Source organism: Moraxella cuniculi (assembly GCF_900637105.1).
GTDB classification, from domain to species: domain Bacteria; phylum Pseudomonadota; class Gammaproteobacteria; order Pseudomonadales; family Moraxellaceae; genus Moraxella; species Moraxella cuniculi.
Genome location: NZ_LR134343.1, coordinates 1,587,203 through 1,610,259 on the forward strand (window position 1 = coordinate 1,587,203; position 23,057 = coordinate 1,610,259).

Here is a 23,057-nt window from a genome sequence, read left to right on the forward strand (position 1 = left end):
AATAGTAAACTTTCTTTTTTTTACACATAGTTTTTTACTCTGTGTTTATTGATGCAATACATCACCCCTAAATAGATAAAATACAAAATAAAATATATAATCACAACCGCAACCACCCGTAACAGTGGCACAATCCACAAAGGCTCTTCCTGCAAAGATCGGCACAATCCATATTCAGAAATAATCGCTGTTTGGGTAAAATACACTATACCAATGCAGCAAAAGAACAGTATATTAAAAGCACATTAAAAAATAAGTAGCAGTTGTTGTATAAATTTCTCTTCATTTTCTTATCCTAATGATTTTAATCTTGTCAGCTTCATAAGTTGTTGTTAGCTGTTTATTATTATCCCAAGGCGTTTAATATTCTGCAAAATACGCTCTATACACTCAATAAAACATTGATTTTTTAATCTTAGTATCAAAATCTTTAAAATAAAACTTAACCATTAAACCACCTTTCACAATACTTCTTGGTTGGTTGTTTATTTATCTTTGATTAAAATATCAAGTATCGCACTCTTATTAAGATCAAAGCTAACAATCAAACCAATCTTTGTTAAAAACTTATAAAAAAGTGCAGACTAAGCTGCACTTTTTAGATTACCATGCTTGAGCCAAGGCGGATAATGCACCTTTTAGCATGGCAGATACGGTGCTGTTACAAGTGCCAATGCCTGAATAAATCTGCCCATCAACCGCCAGTTGAATATACGCTGCTGCCGCTGCATTGGTTTGGTTACCTGTTTTATTATCTGTACGCATGACTCTATCAATGGCGTGTTCGGCATAATTGGTTACATGGATTTGTCTGCCTGTGGCTTTTACCAAGCCATCAATAAATGCCGACAACGCACCATTACCCTGTCCGATGACCTCAAATACCTGCTCGGGTGAGGCAACCTGACCCTGAAAGGTTACCTCGCCACCACGATTGCTGATGGTATAATCACTCAAATGGAATGTATCTTGGCTTAGATAAGCATTGGTGAAAATATCCAAAAGCTCTTCGGTTTTTAGCTCTCGTGCCAGCGTTTCAGCTTGGGCTTGCACCACGCGTGCAAAATCAATCTGCGTCCAGCGTGGCAAATCAAAGCCATAATGACGCTGCAAAATGTACGCCGCACCGCCCTTACCCGACTGGCTATTAATACGCACAACATCTTGATAACCACGCCCGATATGGCTTGGATCAATGGGCAAATAGGCGACATCCCAGTGATTGTCCGTCTCTTGATGTTTTTCGTTATAATCCAGCGATTTTTTGATGGCATCTTGGTGTGAACCACTAAAGGCGGTAAACACCAACTCGCCCACATAAGGGTGGCGTGGATGCACAGGCAAGTTGTTGCACTCACTGACGATTTGCACCACTTCACTGACTTGGCTAAAATCAAGCTTAGGATCAATGCCTTGCGTATACAGATTCATCGCCATAACCAAAATATCCATATTGCCAGTGCGTTCGCCATTGCCAAGCAGTGTCCCTTCGATACGGTCAGCACCTGCCATCAGCCCCAGTTCTGATGCTGCCACCGCGCAGCCACGATCATTATGTGTGTGCAGGCTGATGATGACATCTTTGCGATGCTTTAAATGACGGCAAAAATATTCCACCTGATCAGCATAGACATTTGGTGTGCTGGCCTCAACAGTTGCAGGCAAGTTCAAAATCACCGCCTGACCCAGCCATGGTTGCCATACTTCACATACCGCATCACACACCTCGACCGCATAATCAGTCTCGGTCTGACTAAAGCTCTCTGGCGAATACTGAAACACCCATTCGGTATCTGGATAATTTTTCGCCTTGTCTTTGAGCATTGTTGCACCATTGATGGCAATTTGCTTAATTTGCTCTTTATCCAACTGATAAACTTTATCACGCTGCACTTTTGAGGTTGAATTATACACATGCACAATCGCACGCTTCGCCCCCTGTAGTGCCTCAAAAGTACGATCGATTAAATGCTCTCGTGCTTGCACCAAAACTTGCAAAGTTACATCATCAGGCACAAGATTGTCTTCAATCAAGCGGCGTGTAAAATCAAACTCCACTTGAGCCGCTGAAGGAAAGCCAATTTCAATTTCCTTAAAGCCAATATCAACCAATAGTTTAAAAAATTTTAACTTTTGTTCAATATTCATCGGGTCAATCAACGCCTGATTGCCATCACGCAAATCAACACTTGCCCAAATCGGTGCTTGTGTAATTTGTTTATCTGGCCAAGTGCGGTCATTTAGCTTTGGTGCAAAGGCAAAAGGCTGATATTTGCGAAAATCAAAAGCGGGATTTTTTGGCAAACGCTGCGACATAACAACTCCAAATACTCAAAAAACAAGCTGGTAATGACCAAAATAACAATTCGTCAATTTTTTGGCAATCCAAGCCAGCAATCAATATATCATTATCATAACAAAAAATTATAGCGATTTTTGCCCAAATTAGCATTATTTTTCTAAATTTTTGGTGAAATTTGCCAATATTTTGTTAAAATATAGCGAAAACAACTCATTTTTTGACAATTGGCAGTTTGTTTATGAATAATGCACTTTTTCTTGATGCGACCGACCGCAAAATTTTACGCCTGCTAACCAGCAATGCCCGCTTGGCAGTCGCCGACATCAGCGAGATAATTAATCTGTCCGCCACGCCCACCATTCGCCGCATAAAACGCCTTGAACAGGCGGGCATTATCACAGGCTACCATGCCAGCACCAATGCAAACGCACTGGGCTACTCGCTATCGGTCTATGTGGCGGTGAGTATGGATAAGCATACCCCCGAGAGATTTTTGGAGTTTGAGCAACAGATTGCAGGCTTTGACGAGGTTGTCAGTTGCAGCCTTGTTACGGGACGTAGCGAGGATTTTTTGCTCAAGGTGCTGGTTAAAGATATGCGTCATTATGAAGAATTTTTATTACATAAATTAAGTAAAATTGATGGTGTCAGTCAATTACACAGCAGTTTTGAGCTTCGTGAAGTATTTCATCGCTCAGCAATTTAATGTCCACAAATTCACTGCCACTCTTTAACCGCCAATAAACAAGTTAATCCAAAGCCATGATTTTATGACAAATCGCCTCCAGCATGGCTTTGTCATGACTGATAATCAACATCGCTGTGCCATACTGCTGGTTGATATTTTTAAGCAAATCTAATAATTTGGCAATAGAAATTCTATCAAGCATTGCTGTTGGTTCATCTAAGATTAATACCGAAGGTCTGGCAAGCAAGGCTCGCACAAGGCAGATTCTTTGGCATTCACCGCCTGATAGCTCATCAGGATAGCGGTGCAATAGCTGTTTTGACAAGCCACACAATGCCAATAATTCGTCAATCAATGCCAGCTCCGAAGTTAGTTCTTGATTATCATTTGTAGCAATAGCCTCCAACAGACTATCAAGAATTGTTAAGTTAGGATTAAGACTTGCCCTCACCTCTTGCATGACAAGTTGCACGCGACGACGCAATTGCCGCAAGCTACCAGCACCCAGCTGATGGGGATTTTTACCCTCAATTAGCACCAATCCTGACACCTTCAGCTGATTGTCAAGCTGCAGCACCGCCTTTGCCAAAGTGCTTTTGCCAATGCCTGACGCTCCCATCATGCCGATAATTTGACCACGCTGTAGCTGCAAATCAATCCCTGACAGCACCTGCTTGATGCCCCACCAAAATCTGCGATAACCGACAGCAACCTGCTGTAACTCCAGCACCACTTGCTCGGTGTTGTTGATACTCGGCGTTGTGGGCGTACCATAATCCACCGCCAATAATTGTCGAACAATGGCATGATTGGATAAATCTTGCACCGTACCGATGGCATGATGGCAGTTGTCATCTGTGCGTGCCAATGCCAAAAGCTGATCGCAATGAGTCATGACGCTTGGCAAATCATGACTGACCAAAATGAGTGCCGTGTCATTTTGACGGCATAAATCGGTCAATAGTGTCAAAATTTCATCGGTTAATTGACTGTCCAAAGCACCCGTTGGCTCATCAGCGATGACAAGCCTTGGTCTTAAAGCAAGCACTTGTGCGATACTTATTCTGCGTGCCTCACCCCCTGATAATTCATGCACATAGCGGTGCAAAAATTGTTCAGGATTTGGCAGGTGTACCAATCTTAACCAATGAAGCATATCTTGCTTGCGTTGTTTTTTTGGTAAGCCAAGCTGTCTATACAATTCATCAAAACTCTTGGCAACTGTGTGCAGAGGGTTAAATGCGGCTTTTGGTTCTTGAAAAATGTAACCAATACCTCTGCCACGCAGCGACAAAAACGCCGCCTCATCACCTTGTTTATCAATCGGCAGCAAAGCACCAGCAAAGGTTGCAGATTGAGCCGTCAGCACAAAAGACTGGGGCAATAAGCCAAGCAACGATAGCATTAGCGTTGTTTTTGCCGCACCTGATCTTCCCACCACGCCCAAAACTTCGCCCGAATGCAGGTGCAGTGTCAGATTTTGGATTAATGGCAAGGCAGGCTTGTCAGCAGATTGCAACCAAATGCTAAGATTTACCAATGACAAGACGCATGGCGGACTAGCGATCTCGGTCAAGTGCATTTCGCAAGCCCTCACCAACAAAAATCAACAACAATAACAGCACGGACAATACCACAAAACTTGACAATACCAAATGCGGTCTGTCCAGATGATTCTTGCCCTGTGCCAGCAGCTCTCCCAGACTTGCTGAGCCTACAGGCAGGCCAAAGCCCAAAAAATCCAATGTGGTTAATGCAGCAATATTTGCCGCAATGGCAAATGGCAACTGCGACAATACCAACAACAAAGCACTTGGCAAAATATGGCGACGCATGATCACGCGTGTTGGCACGCCCAAATTTTGAGCAACAAGCACATAAGGCATTTTACGCATGCTCAAAAAATGCAGCCGCACCAAAGGCACAAAACTCAACCAACCAAAAGCAAGCAGCAGCAAAAACAACACAAAAGCCGATGGCTCAAATACGCTGGCAAAAGCAAGCATCACGAACAATTGCGGCAAGCCGATCCATATTTCAAGCAACCGTTGCCCAAGCAAATCCACCACGCCAGCAAAATACCCCATCAAAGCACCAATCAGCACCCCAATCACACCGCCAACAATCGCCAGCATAAAACCAAACAACAACGCCGTTCGCAACGCATACAATATCCGTGCCACAACATCACGCCCTGCCGCATCAGTTCCCAGCCAATGCTTACTGCTTGGCACGGCTGGGTGCGGCATCGCAGCATCAAGCACCAAAGTCTGCTCACCATAACGAATCGGTGGCATCAGCACAGTGCCTTGACGCTCAATCAACGCCATCACCGCAGGGTCTTGATAATTGGCGGTGGTTTCAAACTCACCTCCAAAGCGTGTCTCGGGATAGTCATAAAAAATCGGTGTCAGATACTGCTGCTGATAACGCAGCAAAATTGGCTTATCATTGGCAATTATCGGCACAAATAAGGCAATCACCACCACAATAACCAGCAGTATCAGCGATATCAGTGCCAGCTTTTGCTGACAAAATCGTTGCCAGTATTTTTGCAGTCTGCGTCCTGTTGTTTGCTTATTCATCTTACACCTCAATCAACCAACATGGGCAAAATCAACACGAGGGTCAAGATAATGATACAATAAATCAAACAACAACTGGGTCAGCATGGAGATGAGTGTAAAAACATACAAAATACCAAACATCAGCGGATAATCACGCTGCATAACAGCATCAAAACCAAGTCGCCCAATGCCATCAATACCAAAAATCACCTCAATCAACAAATTGCCCGTGAACAGCACGCCCACCACCACCATCGGCAACTGTGCCACAACTGGCAACAAAGCGTTCTTTAGCACCTGACGATAGATAATGCGTGAAAATGGCAAGCCTCGCGTACGCATTGCCAGCACATAGGGCTTGTCAAATTCAGCCAACAGACCAAATTTGGTCAAATAAGCAATGCCAGCAACAGAGCCTAGGCTACTTGCCAGCACAGGCAAGGTCAAATGCCACAGCAAATCCTTTGCCTTGTCAAATAAATTCATCGCAGCAAAATTATCCGACACCACGCCTTGCAAAGGAAAAATTTGCCAAGTACCAACGCCTGCGAGCAGCACAAGCAAAAACAATGCCAAAACCACCACAGGCAGTGCGTGCAAAATTGCCAGTACAAAAGTAGTCAGATAATCGCCCATTGTCCGATGATATCTCGCCTTATACAGCCCAATCATCACCCCAGCGGCATACATCACCATCAGGCTTAATGCCCCAAGCAGCATCGTGATTGGCAATTTTGTAGCAATCAGAGACATCACCGACTGCCCCTGAAAAAATGACTCACCCAAATCAAATTGTACAAACCTACTTAACATCTGCCAAAAACGCTCCGCAACTGGCAAATCATAGCCAAAACGCGTCTGTAGCTCCGCAAGCATCTCATCAGACAAACCAGCACTGCCGATATAATTCAGGTTCGCCAATGCAAATCCTTGCGTGGCTAGAGATTGTTGTTCACTGGCAATTTTGTCAAGCTGCTCTTCAATGGGTCCTCCGGGTGCAATCTGCACCACCACAAAATTAATCAACAAAATCACAAACAGTGTGGGCAACATCAAAAGCAAGCGACTGAACAAATAACGCATAAATTAAGCCATCAAATCCCTGTACAAAATCGAACAACCAATAATAATAAGCAGCACCCCGCCTGCAATCATCGCCCCTTTGCCAAATCTATCGCCCAGCTGTCGCCCCAGATACAGCCCCATAGTCGCCATGATGGTGGTTGCCAGCCCAATCAAAGCAGCCGCAAGCCAGATATTTACCTGCAAAAATGCCAGTGTAACGCCCACCACTGTAGCATCAATGCTGGTAGCAATGGCTGTAATAAATAGCCACATACTATTGCGGCCAGTGGTTTGCCCATTATCCATGCTGATATTAAGGTTTTGATCAACTTCCTGCCGTCTGTCATTTGTCAGTGCATTATAAATACATCGTATGCCCAAAAGCGTCAGCAGCACAAAGCCAAGCCAATGGTCCACCGCCCGTATCCACTGATGAGCCGCCTGACCCAATGCCCAGCCAATGATCGGTGCAATCGCCTCAACAACACCAAAAATCAACCCCTGCTTCATCGCCTGCGTTATACTCACCGAACGCAATGTCGCACCTTTGACAATCGCTACCGAAAACGCATCCATGGACATAGAAAATGCCAAAACCACCAATGCCAACAGACTCATTATTCTTTCCTTAAATTGATTAAGATTTTACCCAATATCTGTGCGAAAAATAAAAGATAACTTATTGTAAAATAATTAAAAATAGTCTAGGTTTTAAATTTTATCACACAGCAAAACAGCAAACGGTTTATTTGATATTCGGCACAATTTATCCGCTGTATTCTACCACAAGCCTGATTCAAATAGATAAGTGTAAATTAAAAAACCTTTTACCACAGCCGTTATTTCGTTAATCAAGCCATCTTAGGCTTGATTCTTTTGCTCTCGCAACCATGCAAATACCACAAGTGGTGTATTGTCCATCAGCCGATGCTTGTCGGCCAGTTGCTTTGCCAATTGCTCATCACACGCCTGCACAAATACATTGATTTTGCGTTCGTTGGCGAGCGAAGTTGGCAGGCTTATGCCCCCATCAAGGATTTTTTGGCTTATCTGCTTAGTATATTGCTGGATAAACTCTTGATAATTATCAGTTGCCATCATGCTGGCAAATTTTAGATTTGCTAAAGTATATTCATGGGCGGCATAAAACAGGGTATCCTCTGGCATCACCGCAAAACGACTGATGCTGGCAAACAATTGCTCAGCAGTCCCCGTAAAGATACGGCCACAGCCTGCACTAAACAGCGTATCGCCACAAAATATCCGATAACTGCCATCAATACTGACAACATAGCTAAGATGACTATCCGTATGCCCTGCTGTCTGCCATACCACAAAATCAAGCCCCAATAAACCCAGCACATCGCCATCATTGACGCTGTTTGCCCCATCAAGCCCATGCTGCTGATGGGCGTAGAGTTTACACTCAGGATAGCTTGCTATAAGCTGTGCCACGCCACCTGTATGATCGTGGTGATGATGGGTGATTAAGATGGCGATGGGCTGATATTGATTATTTTTATTAAAAAATTCAATTACTTCATCAGCACTACCAGGGTCAATAATGACCGCTTGATTCTTATGACAAATCACCCAAATATAATTGTCCTGCAATGCCCGAATGGCATGAATTTGGTATTTATGTATCATTTTTTTACCTCGTCTGGTGCGTGGTACCACCAATAATCCAGCCCAATAGCAGCACTGGGCAATTTCTCTGGGTGCTGATAGCCTTGATAATACATGACATCGGTGCTATTTTTGCCGTACCATGCAACCATATATTCGCCAGCCAATAACAATCTGTCCAAGACTTTTGTGTACAGGACAATCTGCTCACGATTATCCGCCTGCACAAGCCGAACAATCAGCTCATCTATTGCTGCACTTTGTATGCCGATGGTGTTCTGATTGCCCACCTGCCTTGCCGACTGGCTGCCCCACAGGTAACTCTGCTCTGCACCTGGGGCATTGCCCTGCATGAACTCATCAATAATCATATCAAAATCATACTGACGCTTGCGGTTGATATAGCTGGCCTTATCCAATCGTTTGAGTTTTGCTTGCAAACCAAGTCGTTTTAGATTGTTAAGATATGGTAATAAAATTGCTTGATATTTATCATCAGCCACCAAAATCTCTACACTTAGCTGCTTGCCTGTTTTGTCATACAACCAGCCATTTTGATAAACAAATCCTGCCTGTTGCAACAAGGACTTTGCAGCCAATAAATTGGCTCTATTAATACCATCACCTGTTGATACTGGCTGAACTGGCACACCATCAAGGGCAGATTTTTCATCATTGTTTAAAGGCAGACTTAACAAAACCTCATGCTCTTTGGCATCAGGCTTACCCACCGCTTGCAATGGTGAACCATAAAAATAACTATTAAGCCGCTGATATTCACCAAAAAGCAGCTGCTGATTGCTCCACTGAAAATCAAATGCCAAATTCATCGCTCGCCGCACCCTGATATCAGCAAATAGCGGCTTGCGTAGATTCATCACCAAACCACGCATCAACACAGGGTTGGTGTTTTTGATGGTAACTTTGTTGATTGGTTGATTTTTTGGCAAAAAAGTCGCCCAGCGTTTAATGTCATTTTCGATACGAAAACGATACGCACCTGCCTTAAAAGCCTCAAACGCCACCGCCTCATCAGCAAAATAGACATATTCAATGGCATCAAAATTAAAACGACCTCGATTAACCATCAGATCACGCCCCCAATAGGCATCATCTCGCACATAACGCACACGGCGTGAAGGCTCAGCAAGTTGTAACCGATAAGCCCCGCTGCCCATCAACGGCTCAAGGCTAACCTTATCAAACCTTGTGATGATGTCTTTTTTTGCAAAGATTGGCATAAGCCCAACGGTGCTTTGCAAATCGCCAGCTGACGATGGGTTGAAATAAAATTTCACGCGATAATCATCAAGCACCTCAACAGCGACAATCCCTGACAAAAAAGCACGCCAAGACATTAGACCTTTGCTTAAAATTGCTTGATAAGTCGCCTGAACATCATGGGCGGTAACTGGGCTGCCGTCCCAAAACCGTGCTTTTGGATTAATGTGGTAAATAATCCAGCTGTCATCATTGGGGCTGAAGGTAACTTTCTCGGCAAGCTGCGGATATAGCACGCCCACCTCATCAAGCGAACCTGCCATCAGCGTATCGTACAAATAAAAAGTCCCTGTGGCAGCAATACCTGTGTCAATAAAACCATTTAGACTATTAAACATACCGATGGCAGGCATGGACAGCACACCACCTTTGGGTGCATCTGGGTTGGCATACGGCAAGTGTGTCGCCGTGCTGTATTTGGCAGTATTGTTGATGCTAAGCGTTGTTTGCGTGATGGTTTGTTGGTTGATGTGGCTATTTTTACGCTCTACCCCAAGGGTATCGGCGGACAATGTTGCCAAAAATTCTTGGCTTGCCGCAGCTTGGGTTTGACCATCACCCTGCGAAATAGCCAAAGACCCTGCCGTATCTTGGCGACACGCAGGGGTGATGAGTATCATACAAATAACAAGCCAACGACCAAGACGATGGCGTGGCTTGTTTTGGGCGGCAACAATCATGGGCTTAGCCGTATTTGCGTTCAAACTCCGCCATAAAGGCTGTCAATGCCTGAACTTGCTCAAGCGTGATGGCGTTATAAATGCTTGCTCGCATACCACCAACCACACGATGGCCTTTTAGATTGAGCAATCCTGCTTGTTCAGATTCTGCCAAAAATACCTTATCCAAAGCATCATCAGCCAATTGGAATGGCACATTCATGATAGAGCGATACGCTGGATTGACTTTGTTGCTATAAAAATCACTGCCATCAATGGCATCATACAGCGTTTTGGCCTTAGCATGGTTAATCTTGGCAATCGCCTCAACACCGCCCTGCTCAAGCAACCATTCAAAAACCAATCCTGCCAAATACCAAGCATAAGTTGCAGGCGTGTTCATCATTGAACCGTTGTCAAGCTGGTTTTGATAATTCATCACAGCTGGGCAGTATGCAGACGCTCTACCAAGCAAATCCTTACGAATAATGACCAAAGTCAGCCCTGCAGGACCGATGTTTTTTTGAGCACCTGCATAAATCATGGCAAATTTATTGACATCAATCGGTTCAGACAGAATACAAGAGGACATATCAGCAACGATGGGTGCATCAACTTGTGGCACTTGAAACATCTGCACGCCATGGATTGTCTCATTTGGGCAATAGTGGAAATAACTTGCCGCATCATCAAGCTGCCACTGACTGCGATCAGGCACATCAACAAAGCCTGCCTCGCCACCTGTGGCAACAAGGTTGATTTTACCCAAACCCAGCGTCTCATAACGCTTCGCCTCTTGATAGGCTTTTTGCGACCATGCACCAGTCAGCAAATAATCAGCCGTACCATTATTAAGCAAATTCAATACCACTGCCGAAAATTGCAATGCCGCCCCACCTTGCAAAAACAACACCGCATAATCATCACTGATATTCATCAACTGACGCAAATTGGCTTCGGTCTGCTCGGCCAATTGTGTATAGTGTGAGCCTCGATGGCTAATCTCCATCACTGACGCTCCCAAGCCTTGCCAGTTTAGCATTTCATCTCTGGCACGCTCCAAAACTGCCGTGGGCATACTGGCAGGCCCTGCACAAAAATTTGCAAATCGAGTCATAAATCATCTCCAAAAGTCCAAAAATGGTTTAGTATATCATGTAGCAGCATTCTGACGACAAAATTTCTTAGGCGTTTTTAGCCACCACCTTACCGATGCTCACAGCCAGCTGTATTCATCAATCTTGATAAACCTAATCAGAACTGTGCAATGCCTGCCAAAATCGCTGCTTTGCTGTTTTGTCAAGCAACATTTGCTCAATCTGGTGCGACTGATGCAGCTTAAGCTGATATAAATTTTGCAGGTTTAAATAATCAGGCAAGCTGGTCAAAGGTGCAATATGCCTAAGCCCCAACGATTCACGCATACAGCCAAAAATAAAGCCCTTTAGGCTGGTATTTGCCATTGAGATTGAATTGGCATTGGGGTCATCAACAAAAGGCGGATAGTCCAGTTTTTTAACCATACAACTTAGTCCATGCATTTGTGCTGCCTGCCCAATCGCCCGCTGCAAAGACAGCCACAGCTCACGCCCTGCAATATCCAGCCTATCCACATCAACCATTATCAACCACTGACGATATGCCATCGCCTGTATCTGAAAGCGAATCTCAAGCTGACTTGACTGGGAAGTTTGCAGATTGGGCAGTGGCAATGCTACTTTGGTTTGGTTGGCGTGCTTATCTTGTGTGCTTTGATGGGGAATGCTGGCAATCTGTACCAAAGGTTTGACAGGTGGCACATTTGCGACATCTCCACGCTGGCTGTCTGTTTTGCTGACAATATCCGATTGACTGGTGTGCTGCTTGGCTGGTTTATCCGCCAATAATACCACAGACTGAGTAGCAGCAGGCAAAGTTAGCACCGTACGGTTTTTGTCCACCCATAGGACGATGCCCAGCTGCTGCAAGATTTGGCGACTGTGCTGATGAGCCAAGATGGCTGTTTGTGTGCTGTTCGTGGTCAGGTGGGTCATGATTGCCAGCTTGTCAAATTCCTAAATTTCTTAATTATAGTTACTTAATTATAGCCGCTTAATTATAAGCTGATTGATTGCTCAAATCATGACAAACAGAGCCTGCTTGAGCAAATTGCATGCCCCATTTGCGATATCCTTGCGTATCCAAATGTATCGCCCCTGTGGCGTACAACCCCAGACCCAGCTGCCACTGTTCACCATAATCACGCCAGTATTGGCACAGACCATCTTGCAGCCGAAACATTGCCTGCATGCTCATTGATGATGGCACCTCAATATCTATTGCAGCATTTAGCAAATGCTTACTGCCAGCTGCACCTCCTGCACAGCTGTTGAGCGTACCATGCCGATATACAGAGCGAATTCTACTGTCCTTTGGCAAGATGCCCTGCTGTATCAACTTATTATACACTGTCAGCGTTGGCAACAAATAATCCCAAAGCTGTCGCGGCGGTATGGCATAAGGCTCATCACCACAAGCCTGCCAAGAGCGTGCTGTCGTTGATATTTGTGCCATCGCAGGCATGGTTGCATTAAGATTGTCATTCAAAAACTGCTGATATTCCAGCATGGCTTGCTGCCTGCCTGCTTGTGCCGCAAGCCACTGGCGAAAATGCTCATCACTGCCAACTTTATCAGCTTGCATGGTTTGCGTATCATCAAAGACCTTGCGGTCAATACTGGTATTTTTGCCAACCGCATTCGCTGCATGATGAGTCGATGGTGCGGTAGCTGGTTTTGTCGCCATACAGCCTGCAATGATAGGCATGACAATCAGCCCCATCAAAAGCCACCCACATTGGCGAGCCATGCTCATATTGTTTGCCCCATCATTATGCCCAAAGCCACGCCCATGTCTGATTTTTGTCATCTTATTTATGCCATGTTTCATGTAGTATTATATTGTATCATGTTTGAACTTTGCTTGGCATTTTTCTGCATGAATTTTTTAAAGGCGGTATTTTTTGAGAAATTTGTCAAAAAATAACGATTTTGCTCAAAAGATAAGCAAATTTTACCATTTTATTGCACAAAATCACTTGTATTTTGTCAAAATAGTGCTAATATAAGACATTGGTATTTTATGCCAATAAGTTATTTTGATGAAATTTATTATTTTTTAATAAATTTTTAACCTAAATTAATACTTTGTGGTATTGATTACTTAACTAGTAGCGACTCTGATCAGCAAGGACTCGCTGGATTTGGAGCATTTGTTTTGTTTTATAAATACAAAACAAAGCCCCAGAGCTTTCAACACTATAGAGGCAATCATGAAAACAGTAAGTAAGACTTTATTGATGCTCACAGGATTCACCCTAAGTACTGGCATCAATCTAAGTGCATCAGCCAATAACAATGGCAATATTGACAGCGTGCTTGAGCAACTGACAGCACAGCACAATAATGCCTCAAGTCTGGTAAAATCAGCACGCCAGCCCTCCTCACTGGCACTCAACAGCCCTCTGATTGCCCAATCTGCCAACAAAAATACCGACAAAAAAGACGATGACACGCCCGTGCTTGACAGGCTAACCACAGTCGCCTCAAATACGGTAAACAAATTCAAACAAACAGGTATCGCCAGCTGGTATGGTCGCCAATTTCATGGTCGCAAAACCGCCAGTGGCGAAACTTTTGACATGAACGCTCTGACTGCAGCACACAGCTCGTTGCCAATGAACTGCTATGTGCGTGTTACCAACCGTGATAATGGCAAATCTGTTGTTGTCAAAATCAACGACCGCCCAAAAACCAATCGTGTACTTGATTTATCCTATGGGGCTGCTCAAGCCATTGGTATCACAGGCAATGTTGGCAATGTTACCATCGAACGCATTGATTAAATATAGCATTATCAATACTTTCTTTGCTAAAAGACTGGTAAATCCAGTCTTTTTTGTGCCAAGATAAATACATTTGGCACGCTTATCAACAATTCCAAAACATTATCTCATTGGCAAATTGCTGATAAGATGGCTTGTTTTAGGGACAAATACGCCACCGACTGCTGAAATTCTGCTTGCTGCGGTACCAAGAAGTGATGCGTGAACTTCGCTGGCATGCCTTTTAGCACATAAATCTCATCAGCAAGCAAAATCGCCTCGTCAATATCATGAGTAATGATAAGACAAGTTAAATTCTGTGTTTTTTGAAAATTATGAAACCAAGCATACATTTCTGTCTTGGTAACAAAATCCAATGCCGAAAATGGCTCATCAAGCAGCATCAGCTCATTATTTGACAGATAAGTACGCAACAAAGCAGCTCGTTGCCTTTGTCCGCCAGACAACTGATGGGGATAGTTCATGGCAAGATTTTCCAGCCCAAACAAAGCAAGCCTAGGATAAATCGCCGCCTCAATCTGGGCTTTTGGGGTATTTTTTAGCACCAAAGGCAAAGCGATATTGTCATATACTCGCTTAAAGGGCAGTAGCAAATCCTTTTGTAGCATATAGCCTACATTGCCTGCAACACCTGTACAATCCGCCCCATTGATACGCACCTGCCCTGATTTGGGCGACAAAATGCCAGCAGCGATATTAAACAAGGTTGTCTTGCCAACACCGCTTGCACCGATGATTGCCACCACTTTTGCTGTATCAACCGTCAGATTAATCCCATCAAATAGTGGCAATCGTTGGTTTTTGCTAACAAAATCATGATGAATATCAATCAGTTGTAATTTGGCAACTGTGTCTGTTGGCATGGATATCATAAGCGATAATTATTGTGGCAAATAATCATTGCTAACACCTGCCTGCGGAACAAATGTTTCGCTTAAGCCTTTGTCATATACCCACTGAAAAAATCTATCCCAACGCTGATAATCAAACCGTCCCCAATCGCCTTGCTCGTCCAGATACTGCTTGGAAATGTAGGCTTGGCTTTTTTGTGCCAGCTCTTTGTTCACTTCTGGTGCGTATTTGATTAAAATATCAGCACTTTGTTCGGGATTTTTGGCGGCGTACAGATAGCCCTCTTTGATTGCCGCCAATGCTTTTTTGTATTTTTCTGGCTCGGCTTTGAGCGATTGGCTATTGGCAATCAGCAGCGGTGCATAATAATCAAAGGCAGGGTTTGCATCTTTTAAATAAAAAAAGTTGGTCTGCACGCCTTTAATGCCTGCATAAATACCGTCCCAACTATAATACGCCATAATGTAGTCAAATTGATTCATACGCAAGGCGGTGGTTGCATCGGTAGATTCTCCGGGGATTTTGACCAATGGCGTGCCAACAATCTCCGCCACCACAGCGTCATCAACAGGATCTTCCCAAGTTGAATAACGCTTGCCAGCCAATGCTTGTGGCGACTCTGCGCCCAGCGAAGCCAGTGATAATAGCCCTGCACTGCTGTGCTGTGTGATGGCAGCAACAGCGGTGATTGGCTCGCCTTTGTTTAATCGCTTGACCATATTGGGCTGAAAATATACGCCAAAATCAGCTCGTCCATTGGCAACCAGTGTCGAGGTGCTGTCTTCGCTTGGCTGGACAATTTTGGCATCAAATCCTGCCTGCTGAAAATAACCACGATCAAGTGCAACATACAGTCCTGTGTGATTGGTATTTGGCACCCAATCAAGTGCGATTATCAGCTCTTGTAACTGCGGTGTATCTTCTTTTGCCGTGCTGTCTTGCTTGCTGCAACCAGTCAAAGCAAAAACCGCCAAAAATGCCACAGCCAAGATGGGTGATGAACGAAATTTTCTCATGTATTACTCCTTGTAATTATATGCCAAAACACGCCGCTGTAACCATTTTACCAAAGCAATAAGCAGCAAAGTCAAAAAACTGATTAAAAAAATTACCGCAAACATATTGTCAAGCTCATAGGACTTGCGTACACGAGTCATGTACACGCCCAAGCCATAATAACCACCAAGCCACTCTGCCACCACAGCCGATATTAATGCATAGCTTAAAGCAACTTTTAGCCCTGTGAAAAAATACCCCATCGCTGCTGGAATTTTTAGATGGCGATAAGTTTGATAGGTGCTGGCATTCATTGAGCGAAATAAGTTCAGCTCATCGGTACTCACCGAGCGATAACCATCAAGCAAAGAAACCGTCATCGGAAAAAACACCGACAGCACCACCAGCACCACTTTTGGCAAAATCCCATAACCAAGCCAAATAACCAACAAAGGTGCAATGGCAATGGTCGGAATGGTTTGATTGAGCAAAATCAGCGGATAGACACTTTGGCGAAAATTGCGTGATAAATCCATCACAATAGACAAAACAAAAGCCAGCAAGAGACCAATTGTTGTACCAATAAAAGCCGTTGTCAGCGTATATTTGGCATGATCAGCCAGCAATGCAGCATCATCAATGAGTGCCTGTATGATTTGCCAAGGGCTGGGCAGTAGATAATCAGGCAAAATACCGATTGCTACCACCAATTGCCACAGCAATAATATGGCAAAAACCAACGCATATTGACGCAAAAATTTGGCTACAAATGACATCATGACTGAGCAATCTTGTTACTATTATCCACACATTAATATAAATGGCAACACGGCATCAACCGATAAATCTACGCTTAAGATACATTGTACCACAGACAAGATACCATGAAAACCGCAACAGATAATAATTCTCAATAAGATAATCTTAAGCCCTTAGCATACGGTTGCAGGTTTTGCCATGGCAAGCATTAGCCGCTCAAATCCGAGTTTTTCTTGTATATGTTGCATCATGGAGATTTTGACATCATCACACACCGCTTGCAAATCCTCAAGCGTCTGCCAATCAAGCGGCAGCTGACCCAAAATTGCCTGCGTATCCAAATCTGCATGCAAACAAGGCAAATCAAGGCAAACACGGCGAAGCTCCGCCAACATCATCAAGGACAGTGTCAAAAAATCGGACAAACTTAGGGCTTTTTGCCAATAATCGCTGGCAGCACTGGGGCTACGCATGGCTGATTGCAATGCTGCAAAAGTTTGTAGCCAGAGTTTTCGCTTGCCAAACCAATCCGCACTGGCAATGTCTTTGGCTTGCAAAACTGCCCCATCACTGATGGCAAGCAGCATGGCAGCTTGTTTATCTGGCATAAAATCGCACAGGTATTCCATGGCGTGCTTGTGATTGATGATGGACAAAGGCAAGGTCTGCACACGGCTTTTGATGGTTGGCAAAACTTGGGCGACAAAATCTGTGATAAGTATCAAAAACACGCCATCACGAGGTTCTTCTAGGGTTTTTAATAACGCATTGGCAGCGGAAATGTTTAATTTATCAACATGGTCAATAACAATAACCTTAACACCCTGCCCCTTGTTTTGGCTGTAGTTGTGCAATTGCCGAATGTCATCAATGCCAACACCATCGCCAGTATACACATCGCCAAGCTGTGCCGAAGCTGGCAATACCATCAAATCAGGATGCGTCTGTGCCGTCAGCCAGTGGCAACTCTGGCAAGTTGCACAAGCACCCGCCAAGCTGCGATTTGGGCATAATAAATACGCCACCAATCGCCAGACAAAAGCCCTTTTGCCGATACCAGCCTGACCTGCTGCCAGCAAGCCATGTGGCAATTTGTGCTTCTCAAACTGCCCAGTTAGCTGTTGCCATGCTTGCTTTTGCCATGGCAGTACTTGGTCAAAATACGCCTGCGTGGTTAATTGCTGTGTCATCTGTATAATCAATAAGCCAATAATTGCGTCAAAGGCATGGCATTAAGCCGCTGCAAATCCTCGGCAGTATCAACCCCCGCTGGCAGTTGCACTTTGGCAATCTCACAGGCAATCTGCTCGCCATGCTCCAGCACACGCAGCTGCTCTAGGCTTTCAAGTTTTTCAAGCACACCTTGCTGCCACTTGGTAAAAGCCTTCAGTGTACGCACTCGATAAGCATACAATCCCAGATGACGCAATGCCTGCCACGGAAAATCATCTGTTCCATCACGCCAATGTGGAATCGGCGATCGACTAAAATACAATGCACGATTGGCATTATCCAGCACCACCTTGACAACCGAAGTTTGCAAAAATTGTGTTTTATCAATAATCGGTTCGCACAAAGTTGCCATGGCACACTCAGGCTTGGCAAGCAGTAACTGCACCACCTGCTCAATCAATAACACAGGTATCAGCGGTTCATCACCTTGCACATTGACCACGATATCATCATCGGCAAACCCCAGCTGTGTCGCCACCTGTGCCAATCTGTCCGTGCCTGATGGGTGCGTTGTATCGGTCATCAGCACATCAATACCCGCCTCTTGGCAAGTCTGATAAATGCGTTCGTCATCGGTTGCCACACAGATAGTGTCAGCAAAGCTCACTCGCCTTGCCTTCTCGGCAGTCCACAGAATCATCGGCTTGCCATGAATTGGCAACAACGGCTTGGCAGGCAGGCGAGTTGATTGATAACGAGCTGGGATAACTAGGTGAATTTTTTGCATGCTATTTCCAAGTGGTCTATTTATATAAATTTACTTTCAATATTTTTTATTAAAATTATCAAATCAATACTCATGCACCATCTCATCTGATGGAGAAGTTGGGCAATATTTTGTCATCAAAAGATCGGCTGCCTGATACACTGCCTGCGACAATTTTGCCTCAACAGGCAGCACCCAAATATTGGCAAAAATTGGCAATGGGTTGTCTTGGGCAAGCAGGCGTAATTTTACCGCATCTTTGCTGGTGGTGATAATCGGCAGCTTGTCCAATCCCATTAAATCATCAATGGTAAAATCATGATGATCGCCAAAGGGACGCTCCACAACATCAAAACCAAGCTCAGTCAAGGTGCGAAAAAAGCGAGCAGGATAACCAATGCCACTGACAGCATAGACCGCTGAGCCTACCTGTGGCGGTGGCTGATTGCTTGGCTGTAAGGCTACCAATTTTCCTGCTTGTAGCACCATGGTTGGCTGATTGTCGCTGGCTGGCTTGGTTTTGTTGGCATGGTGATAAACAACCATCGCACCCTCAAGGCGATTAATCGGCTCACGCAAAAACCCTTGAGGCAACAATTTGCCATTGCCAAAACCACGCATCGTATCAACCACAATCCACTCTTCATCACGAGCCAGTGCATAATGTTGCAGCCCATCATCGCTTACAATCAGGCGAATATGCGGAAAACTGGCAAGCAACAAGTCAATGGTGGCAGCACGGTTGGCACCCACTGCCATTGGTAGCATATGCCCTTTGGCGGCTAGGCTTTGGACAATCAGGCATGGTTCATCACCCACTTCATGCGGCGTGCTGGTTGGCAGAACCAGTCTTGGCATGGTTTTTGTATCACCACCATAACCACGGCTAATAACAGCAACCTGCACGCCTTGGGTCAGCAGATACTCAACCAAGGCAATAATCAGCGGCGTCTTGCCACTGCCGCCAACAGTGATATTGCCCACCACCAGCACAGGCACAGATGCACGATAGACGGGTAATTTGCCTGATTGATATAGCCATTTGCGTAACCGACTGATTGCGTGATACAGCCAAGACAAGGGAGCAAGTCCAATCAACCACGATGCTTGCCTTTGCCACGCTTGGGTCAATATCAGTTCTGCTTTTTTCATCGTAATTTATTTATGTATGATGAATGTTTGTTTAATATTAATTGATAATCACCAAATCAATCAACCACCCTGCTTAATCATTGGCGGTCAGTTTATTAATCAGTGCGGTCAATTCATCATTGTCATAAAAGAAAATTTCCACACTGCCTTTGCCGTCTTTGCCTTGTTTTAATTTCACCGTTGCCCCAAGTGCATCAGAAATTTGCTGGCTTAATGCCAAAATCTCATAATCAGGTTCGATTTTGTTGGCAGGTTCAGGGTTTAGGATTGATTTTACCAAGCGTTCGGCATCACGCACGGTCAAATTGCCATCGACAATTTTTTTGGCGATGATGGGCTGCTGGGCATCAGACAGCGACAACAACGCTCGTGCATGCCCCATATCCATCACGCCATCTATCATATATTGCTTAACTTCATCGTGCAGGTGGTTGAGTCGCATAAGGTTTGACACTGTGGTGCGAGCCTTGCCCACCACAGAAGCAATCATCGCATGACTCATGCCAAACTCGGTATGAAATCGTTGCAAGGCCTGTGCCTGTTCTAGCACATTCAAATCCTCACGCTGGATATTCTCAATCAATGCCAAGGCAATTGCCGTTTCATCTGACAACACACGCTCAATGGCAGGAATACTCTCAAGGCCTGCCAATTTGGCAGCACGCCATCGCCGCTCACCTGCGATAATCTCATGCGTGATATCGGCATGTGTTTTTTGTTCAGCTGATAAGAGCGGACGAATCACGATTGGTTGCATGATGCCATGCTGCTTGATGGATAAGGCAAGCTCGTTCAACGCCTCTTCGTTCATATCACGGCGTGGCTGATATTTCCCCGATTGTAGGCGATTGGTGGCAATCTGCACCAAGGCAACTTTTTCACCTGTTGGTGTTTGTTGTGGCAACTGGGCGGACTTTTTGGCTTTTTTGGCTTTGTCGTTTTTGCGTTTTTCATGCTTGGTGGATTTTTTGGCAGATTTGCCAAGATCATCAGCCGAAGCACTCGCCTGATTTAGCACTGCCGTATCAGCGTCTATTTGCGTTTGTTGTACCGCCACTTGGGTGCTTGCAATCACCTCTCTTTCGATGCTGACATCTTTTAATAACAAATCCAAGCCACGCTTGCCCAAGCCGTGTTTTTTATTCATGAGATTTTCCATTTTGTTTGCATTTGATTAACACCCAGTCATCATCATAAATCACACCAATGATGATTAATTTTGCTGTGCATCTGCCAAGCCAAATTGCCAAAATAACGCAATTTCTCGCCGCTGATATTCGCACAATTCATGGGCAGCCATTATATCGCCACGCTCAGCAGCCATATCGGCATGGTGATTATCCAAGTTTTGGTAAGCTGCCATATCATCTGACTGTTCCACATCAGCTGGCTGATTGTCTGATATCTGTGCCGATGACTGCTGTGGATTTGCCATTGCAGTTGGCACTTCGGCTGTGATTTGCTCTTGGGTGGAATAATCTGACGGCTGTGCCAAAGTAGCCTTGGCATCATCAATCACATCAACCACTTGCCGTCCTACTTTGGTGCCACTTAACAAAGCCTCCAAACCACGCTTTGCTCCCAGTCCACGCTTTTTTGCCATTTAAGTTTCCTATGCCGATAAGTTGCGTGCTTTGGATTGAGCGACCACTTCATTCATCAGCATATGATAAGCGATGGCACCTTTTGAAGATTTTTCATAGCCAAAAATTGACTGCCCAAAACTTGGTGCCTCTGCCAATCTGACATTGCGAGGAATGCTGGTCTGATATACCAAATCGCCAAAATGACGCACCAGCTCTGCCGAGACATCTTGTGCCAAGGTGTTGCGATAATCAAATAAAGTACGCACAACGCCACGAATACTAAGATTTGGGTTGATATTTTTAAGTTTATCGATGGTCGCAATCAAATCAGCCACCCCTTCTAGGGCATAATATTCGCACTGCATTGGGATAATCACCCCTTCGGTTGCCGCCAACGCATTGACGGTAATCATGCTCAAACTGGGTGCACAATCCATGATGATATAATCATAGTCAAGGCGATTGGCTGCTTTGGCATCAGCGATGGCTTGTCGCAATAAAAATGGTGCGTCCGACACTCCAGCCAGCGATACATCAATCCCTGCCAAATCACGGTTGGCACCGATAACATCAACCCCTTGCTCACTTTTTATGATGGCATCGGCAAGTGGCACGCCATCCAGCAGCACATCAGCCATCGTATGGGTCAGGGTATTCTTATCCAAGCCTAGACTTGTGGTGGCGTTGCCTTGCGAGTCCAAGTCAATAAGCAGCACCTTTTTTTTGGCAATCAGGCTAAGTGCCGCTGCCAAATTTACTGTTGTGGTTGTTTTGCCGACACCGCCTTTTTGGTTGGCGACTGCGATAATTTCCATGATAAAACCTTATTTGTGGTATTGGTTGTTATAAAATTTCAGATTGATAATGCAATCAGCTGCTTTGTTGTCTTAAATAAACCACGCAGCGATCATCGTTTAATTGTGGCACGGCAATGGGGCAGGCCTCAATTTGCCAAGCGTCAAGCTCTGTAAATTCTTGCTGGCTGGGTGGTTTGCCCTTCATGGCATACAGCACCCCATCTGTTGCCAAGCACGGAGTCGCCAATGCCACAAAATCAGCCAACGAAGCAAAAGCTCGTGAAGTGATTACCTGATAATGCCGAGCTTTGTCAACATGATGATGCTCAATGCGAGCAGCAATGGGGGTAAGATTGGCCAGCCCAAGCTCACTGACAATCTGACGAATAAAGCGGATTTTCTTTTGGTTGCTGTCCAGAGCATCCACCTGCCAATCTGGACGCAAAATTGCAATAATCACCGCAGGCAGCCCTGCACCTGTGCCAATATCAAGCAATCTTACCGAAGCACTATCAGCAAATGGCAGCTTTGGAATAATTGCCATGCAGTCAAAAATATGCTTCACCAATGCCTCTTTTGGCTCGGTGATGGCGGTCAGATTATACGCCTTGCCCCACAGCAGCAAGCCGTCCAAATAACGCAAAATTTGCTCGATTTGTTTTTGGCTTAATGACACACCAAGATCTACCCCAGCCTGATGAATCTCATCGGCAAATGCTTGTGCCTGATGCAAAATCTTTGAAAATTTGACGGCTGTACTCATAGCAAATGCTTTACCACCATAAAATATAAAAAATAAACACAAGTTAGCCCTTAAACATAACTTGCATAAGTTTTGTCTATTTTATCATGCTTTAATCTGCTAAAATACCCTTTTTTGCTTGAGCAAGTTGTGTTTTTGC

22 protein-coding genes are annotated in these 23,057 nt (G+C 44.7%); 2 read left to right on the forward strand and 20 right to left on the reverse strand.

Features of this window, described 5'->3' with window-relative positions; all coding sequences use genetic code 11:
* Positions 1-603: 603 nt before the first annotated feature.
* Positions 604-2,316 carry a 2-isopropylmalate synthase gene (gene leuA, locus EL162_RS07215; protein WP_126331115.1) on the reverse strand — a complete coding sequence of 571 codons (1,713 nt, stop codon included), beginning with the start codon at positions 2,314-2,316 and terminating at the stop codon, positions 604-606.
* A 224-nt stretch (positions 2,317-2,540) separates the two neighbouring features.
* Between leuA and EL162_RS07220 the strand changes: the two genes are divergently transcribed.
* Entirely contained in the window at positions 2,541-3,008 is a 468-nt protein-coding gene (locus EL162_RS07220) for an Lrp/AsnC family transcriptional regulator (RefSeq protein ID WP_126331117.1), read from the forward strand.
* 43 nt (positions 3,009-3,051) lie between these two features.
* On the opposite strand, the gene EL162_RS07225 is transcribed toward EL162_RS07220, so the two are convergent.
* The 9 genes from EL162_RS07225 to EL162_RS07265 form a co-directional block, all read right to left on the reverse strand.
* Complete coding sequence (locus EL162_RS07225; protein WP_126331119.1) at positions 3,052-4,572, reverse strand: ABC transporter ATP-binding protein; 1,521 nt, start codon at positions 4,570-4,572, stop codon at positions 3,052-3,054.
* Positions 4,550-5,575 carry an ABC transporter permease subunit gene (locus EL162_RS07230; protein WP_126331121.1) on the reverse strand — a complete coding sequence of 342 codons (1,026 nt, stop codon included), beginning with the start codon at positions 5,573-5,575 and terminating at the stop codon, positions 4,550-4,552. The genes EL162_RS07225 and EL162_RS07230 overlap by 23 nt, the downstream gene beginning before the upstream one ends.
* Positions 5,576-5,587: 12 nt before the next feature.
* A complete protein-coding gene (locus EL162_RS07235; RefSeq protein ID WP_126331123.1) occupies positions 5,588-6,640 on the reverse strand; it encodes an ABC transporter permease subunit in 1,053 nt (350 codons plus the stop codon).
* A 3-nt stretch (positions 6,641-6,643) separates the two neighbouring features.
* Entirely contained in the window at positions 6,644-7,240 is a 597-nt protein-coding gene (locus tag EL162_RS07240; RefSeq protein ID WP_126331125.1) for a manganese efflux pump MntP, read from the reverse strand.
* Between the two features lie 243 nt (positions 7,241-7,483).
* A complete protein-coding gene (gloB, locus tag EL162_RS07245) occupies positions 7,484-8,272 on the reverse strand; it encodes a hydroxyacylglutathione hydrolase (RefSeq protein WP_227543393.1) in 789 nt (262 codons plus the stop codon).
* Positions 8,269-10,236 carry an extracellular solute-binding protein gene (locus tag EL162_RS07250; RefSeq protein ID WP_126331127.1) on the reverse strand — a complete coding sequence of 656 codons (1,968 nt, stop codon included), beginning with the start codon at positions 10,234-10,236 and terminating at the stop codon, positions 8,269-8,271. The genes gloB and EL162_RS07250 overlap by 4 nt, the downstream gene beginning before the upstream one ends.
* Complete coding sequence (gene serC / locus EL162_RS07255; RefSeq protein ID WP_126331129.1) at positions 10,217-11,308, reverse strand: 3-phosphoserine/phosphohydroxythreonine transaminase; 1,092 nt, start codon at positions 11,306-11,308, stop codon at positions 10,217-10,219. Before serC ends, EL162_RS07250 begins: the two co-directional genes overlap by 20 nt.
* 133 nt (positions 11,309-11,441) lie before the next feature.
* Positions 11,442-12,224 carry a hypothetical protein gene (locus EL162_RS07260; RefSeq protein ID WP_126331131.1) on the reverse strand — a complete coding sequence of 261 codons (783 nt, stop codon included), beginning with the start codon at positions 12,222-12,224 and terminating at the stop codon, positions 11,442-11,444.
* Between the two features lie 58 nt (positions 12,225-12,282).
* Complete coding sequence (locus tag EL162_RS07265; protein ID WP_170161432.1) at positions 12,283-13,098, reverse strand: D-Ala-D-Ala carboxypeptidase family metallohydrolase; 816 nt, start codon at positions 13,096-13,098, stop codon at positions 12,283-12,285.
* 403 nt (positions 13,099-13,501) lie between these two features.
* Here EL162_RS07265 and EL162_RS07270 point away from each other — a divergent pair, with 403 nt between their 5' ends.
* On the forward strand, positions 13,502-14,074 hold the full coding sequence (locus tag EL162_RS07270; RefSeq protein ID WP_076555172.1) for a septal ring lytic transglycosylase RlpA family protein: 573 nt from the start codon (positions 13,502-13,504) through the stop codon (positions 14,072-14,074).
* A gap of 107 nt (positions 14,075-14,181) precedes the next feature.
* Here EL162_RS07270 and EL162_RS07275 read toward each other — a convergent pair whose 3' ends face one another.
* The 10 genes from EL162_RS07275 to rsmG all read right to left on the reverse strand — a co-directional run bounded on the left by EL162_RS07275 (position 14,182) and on the right by rsmG (position 22,918).
* Positions 14,182-14,937 carry an ABC transporter ATP-binding protein gene (locus EL162_RS07275; RefSeq protein ID WP_126331135.1) on the reverse strand — a complete coding sequence of 252 codons (756 nt, stop codon included), beginning with the start codon at positions 14,935-14,937 and terminating at the stop codon, positions 14,182-14,184.
* Positions 14,938-14,955: 18 nt separating this feature from the next.
* A complete protein-coding gene (locus EL162_RS07280; RefSeq protein ID WP_126331137.1) occupies positions 14,956-15,942 on the reverse strand; it encodes an ABC transporter substrate-binding protein in 987 nt (328 codons plus the stop codon).
* Positions 15,943-15,945: 3 nt separating this feature from the next.
* Positions 15,946-16,698 carry an ABC transporter permease gene (locus tag EL162_RS07285; protein WP_126331709.1) on the reverse strand — a complete coding sequence of 251 codons (753 nt, stop codon included), beginning with the start codon at positions 16,696-16,698 and terminating at the stop codon, positions 15,946-15,948.
* Positions 16,699-16,854: 156 nt separating this feature from the next.
* On the reverse strand, positions 16,855-17,871 hold the full coding sequence (locus EL162_RS07290) for a DNA polymerase III subunit delta' (RefSeq protein ID WP_126331139.1): 1,017 nt from the start codon (positions 17,869-17,871) through the stop codon (positions 16,855-16,857).
* A gap of 8 nt (positions 17,872-17,879) precedes the next feature.
* Complete coding sequence (gene kdsB, locus EL162_RS07295; protein ID WP_126331141.1) at positions 17,880-18,641, reverse strand: 3-deoxy-manno-octulosonate cytidylyltransferase; 762 nt, start codon at positions 18,639-18,641, stop codon at positions 17,880-17,882.
* A gap of 63 nt (positions 18,642-18,704) precedes the next feature.
* Positions 18,705-19,772, reverse strand: coding sequence for a tetraacyldisaccharide 4'-kinase (gene lpxK / locus EL162_RS07300; protein ID WP_126331143.1), 1,068 nt, complete (start codon positions 19,770-19,772; stop codon positions 18,705-18,707).
* 73 nt (positions 19,773-19,845) lie between these two features.
* Complete coding sequence (locus EL162_RS07305) at positions 19,846-20,919, reverse strand: ParB/RepB/Spo0J family partition protein (RefSeq protein ID WP_076555166.1); 1,074 nt, start codon at positions 20,917-20,919, stop codon at positions 19,846-19,848.
* Positions 20,920-20,985: 66 nt separating this feature from the next.
* The gene (locus EL162_RS07310) at positions 20,986-21,375 is read right to left on the reverse strand and encodes a hypothetical protein (protein WP_126331145.1); all 390 of its coding nucleotides are present in this window, start codon (positions 21,373-21,375) and stop codon (positions 20,986-20,988) included.
* A gap of 9 nt (positions 21,376-21,384) precedes the next feature.
* Positions 21,385-22,173: a ParA family protein gene (locus EL162_RS07315; RefSeq protein WP_126331147.1), complete on the reverse strand. Its 789-nt coding sequence runs from the start codon at positions 22,171-22,173 to the stop codon at positions 21,385-21,387.
* A gap of 55 nt (positions 22,174-22,228) precedes the next feature.
* The gene (gene rsmG / locus EL162_RS07320; RefSeq protein ID WP_126331149.1) at positions 22,229-22,918 is read right to left on the reverse strand and encodes a 16S rRNA (guanine(527)-N(7))-methyltransferase RsmG; all 690 of its coding nucleotides are present in this window, start codon (positions 22,916-22,918) and stop codon (positions 22,229-22,231) included.
* Between the last annotated feature and the right edge of the window lie 139 nt (positions 22,919-23,057).

Bases quoted from the DNA above. Each gene is read 5' to 3' on its own strand.
- EL162_RS07220 (WP_126331117.1), top strand. From the start codon at position 2,541: ATGAATAATGCACTTTTTCTTGATGCGACCGACCGCAAAATTTTACGC.
- EL162_RS07285 (WP_126331709.1), bottom strand. From the start codon at position 16,698: ATGTCATTTGTAGCCAAATTTTTGCGTCAATATGCGTTGGTTTTTGCC.
- EL162_RS07305 (WP_076555166.1), bottom strand. From the start codon at position 20,919: ATGAATAAAAAACACGGCTTGGGCAAGCGTGGCTTGGATTTGTTATTA.
- EL162_RS07310 (WP_126331145.1), bottom strand. From the start codon at position 21,375: ATGGCAAAAAAGCGTGGACTGGGAGCAAAGCGTGGTTTGGAGGCTTTG.
- kdsB (WP_126331141.1), bottom strand. From the start codon at position 18,641: ATGCAAAAAATTCACCTAGTTATCCCAGCTCGTTATCAATCAACTCGC.
- EL162_RS07275 (WP_126331135.1), bottom strand. From the start codon at position 14,937: ATGCCAACAGACACAGTTGCCAAATTACAACTGATTGATATTCATCAT.
- EL162_RS07315 (WP_126331147.1), bottom strand. From the start codon at position 22,173: ATGGAAATTATCGCAGTCGCCAACCAAAAAGGCGGTGTCGGCAAAACA.
- gloB (WP_227543393.1), bottom strand. From the start codon at position 8,272: ATGATACATAAATACCAAATTCATGCCATTCGGGCATTGCAGGACAAT.
- EL162_RS07270 (WP_076555172.1), top strand. From the start codon at position 13,502: ATGAAAACAGTAAGTAAGACTTTATTGATGCTCACAGGATTCACCCTA.
- EL162_RS07240 (WP_126331125.1), bottom strand. From the start codon at position 7,240: ATGAGTCTGTTGGCATTGGTGGTTTTGGCATTTTCTATGTCCATGGAT.
- EL162_RS07230 (WP_126331121.1), bottom strand. From the start codon at position 5,575: ATGAATAAGCAAACAACAGGACGCAGACTGCAAAAATACTGGCAACGA.
- serC (WP_126331129.1), bottom strand. From the start codon at position 11,308: ATGACTCGATTTGCAAATTTTTGTGCAGGGCCTGCCAGTATGCCCACG.
- rsmG (WP_126331149.1), bottom strand. From the start codon at position 22,918: ATGAGTACAGCCGTCAAATTTTCAAAGATTTTGCATCAGGCACAAGCA.
- EL162_RS07235 (WP_126331123.1), bottom strand. From the start codon at position 6,640: ATGCGTTATTTGTTCAGTCGCTTGCTTTTGATGTTGCCCACACTGTTT.
- EL162_RS07265 (WP_170161432.1), bottom strand. From the start codon at position 13,098: ATGACAAAAATCAGACATGGGCGTGGCTTTGGGCATAATGATGGGGCA.
- EL162_RS07290 (WP_126331139.1), bottom strand. From the start codon at position 17,871: ATGACACAGCAATTAACCACGCAGGCGTATTTTGACCAAGTACTGCCA.
- EL162_RS07260 (WP_126331131.1), bottom strand. From the start codon at position 12,224: ATGACCCACCTGACCACGAACAGCACACAAACAGCCATCTTGGCTCAT.
- EL162_RS07225 (WP_126331119.1), bottom strand. From the start codon at position 4,572: ATGCACTTGACCGAGATCGCTAGTCCGCCATGCGTCTTGTCATTGGTA.
- leuA (WP_126331115.1), bottom strand. From the start codon at position 2,316: ATGTCGCAGCGTTTGCCAAAAAATCCCGCTTTTGATTTTCGCAAATAT.
- lpxK (WP_126331143.1), bottom strand. From the start codon at position 19,772: ATGAAAAAAGCAGAACTGATATTGACCCAAGCGTGGCAAAGGCAAGCA.
- EL162_RS07280 (WP_126331137.1), bottom strand. From the start codon at position 15,942: ATGAGAAAATTTCGTTCATCACCCATCTTGGCTGTGGCATTTTTGGCG.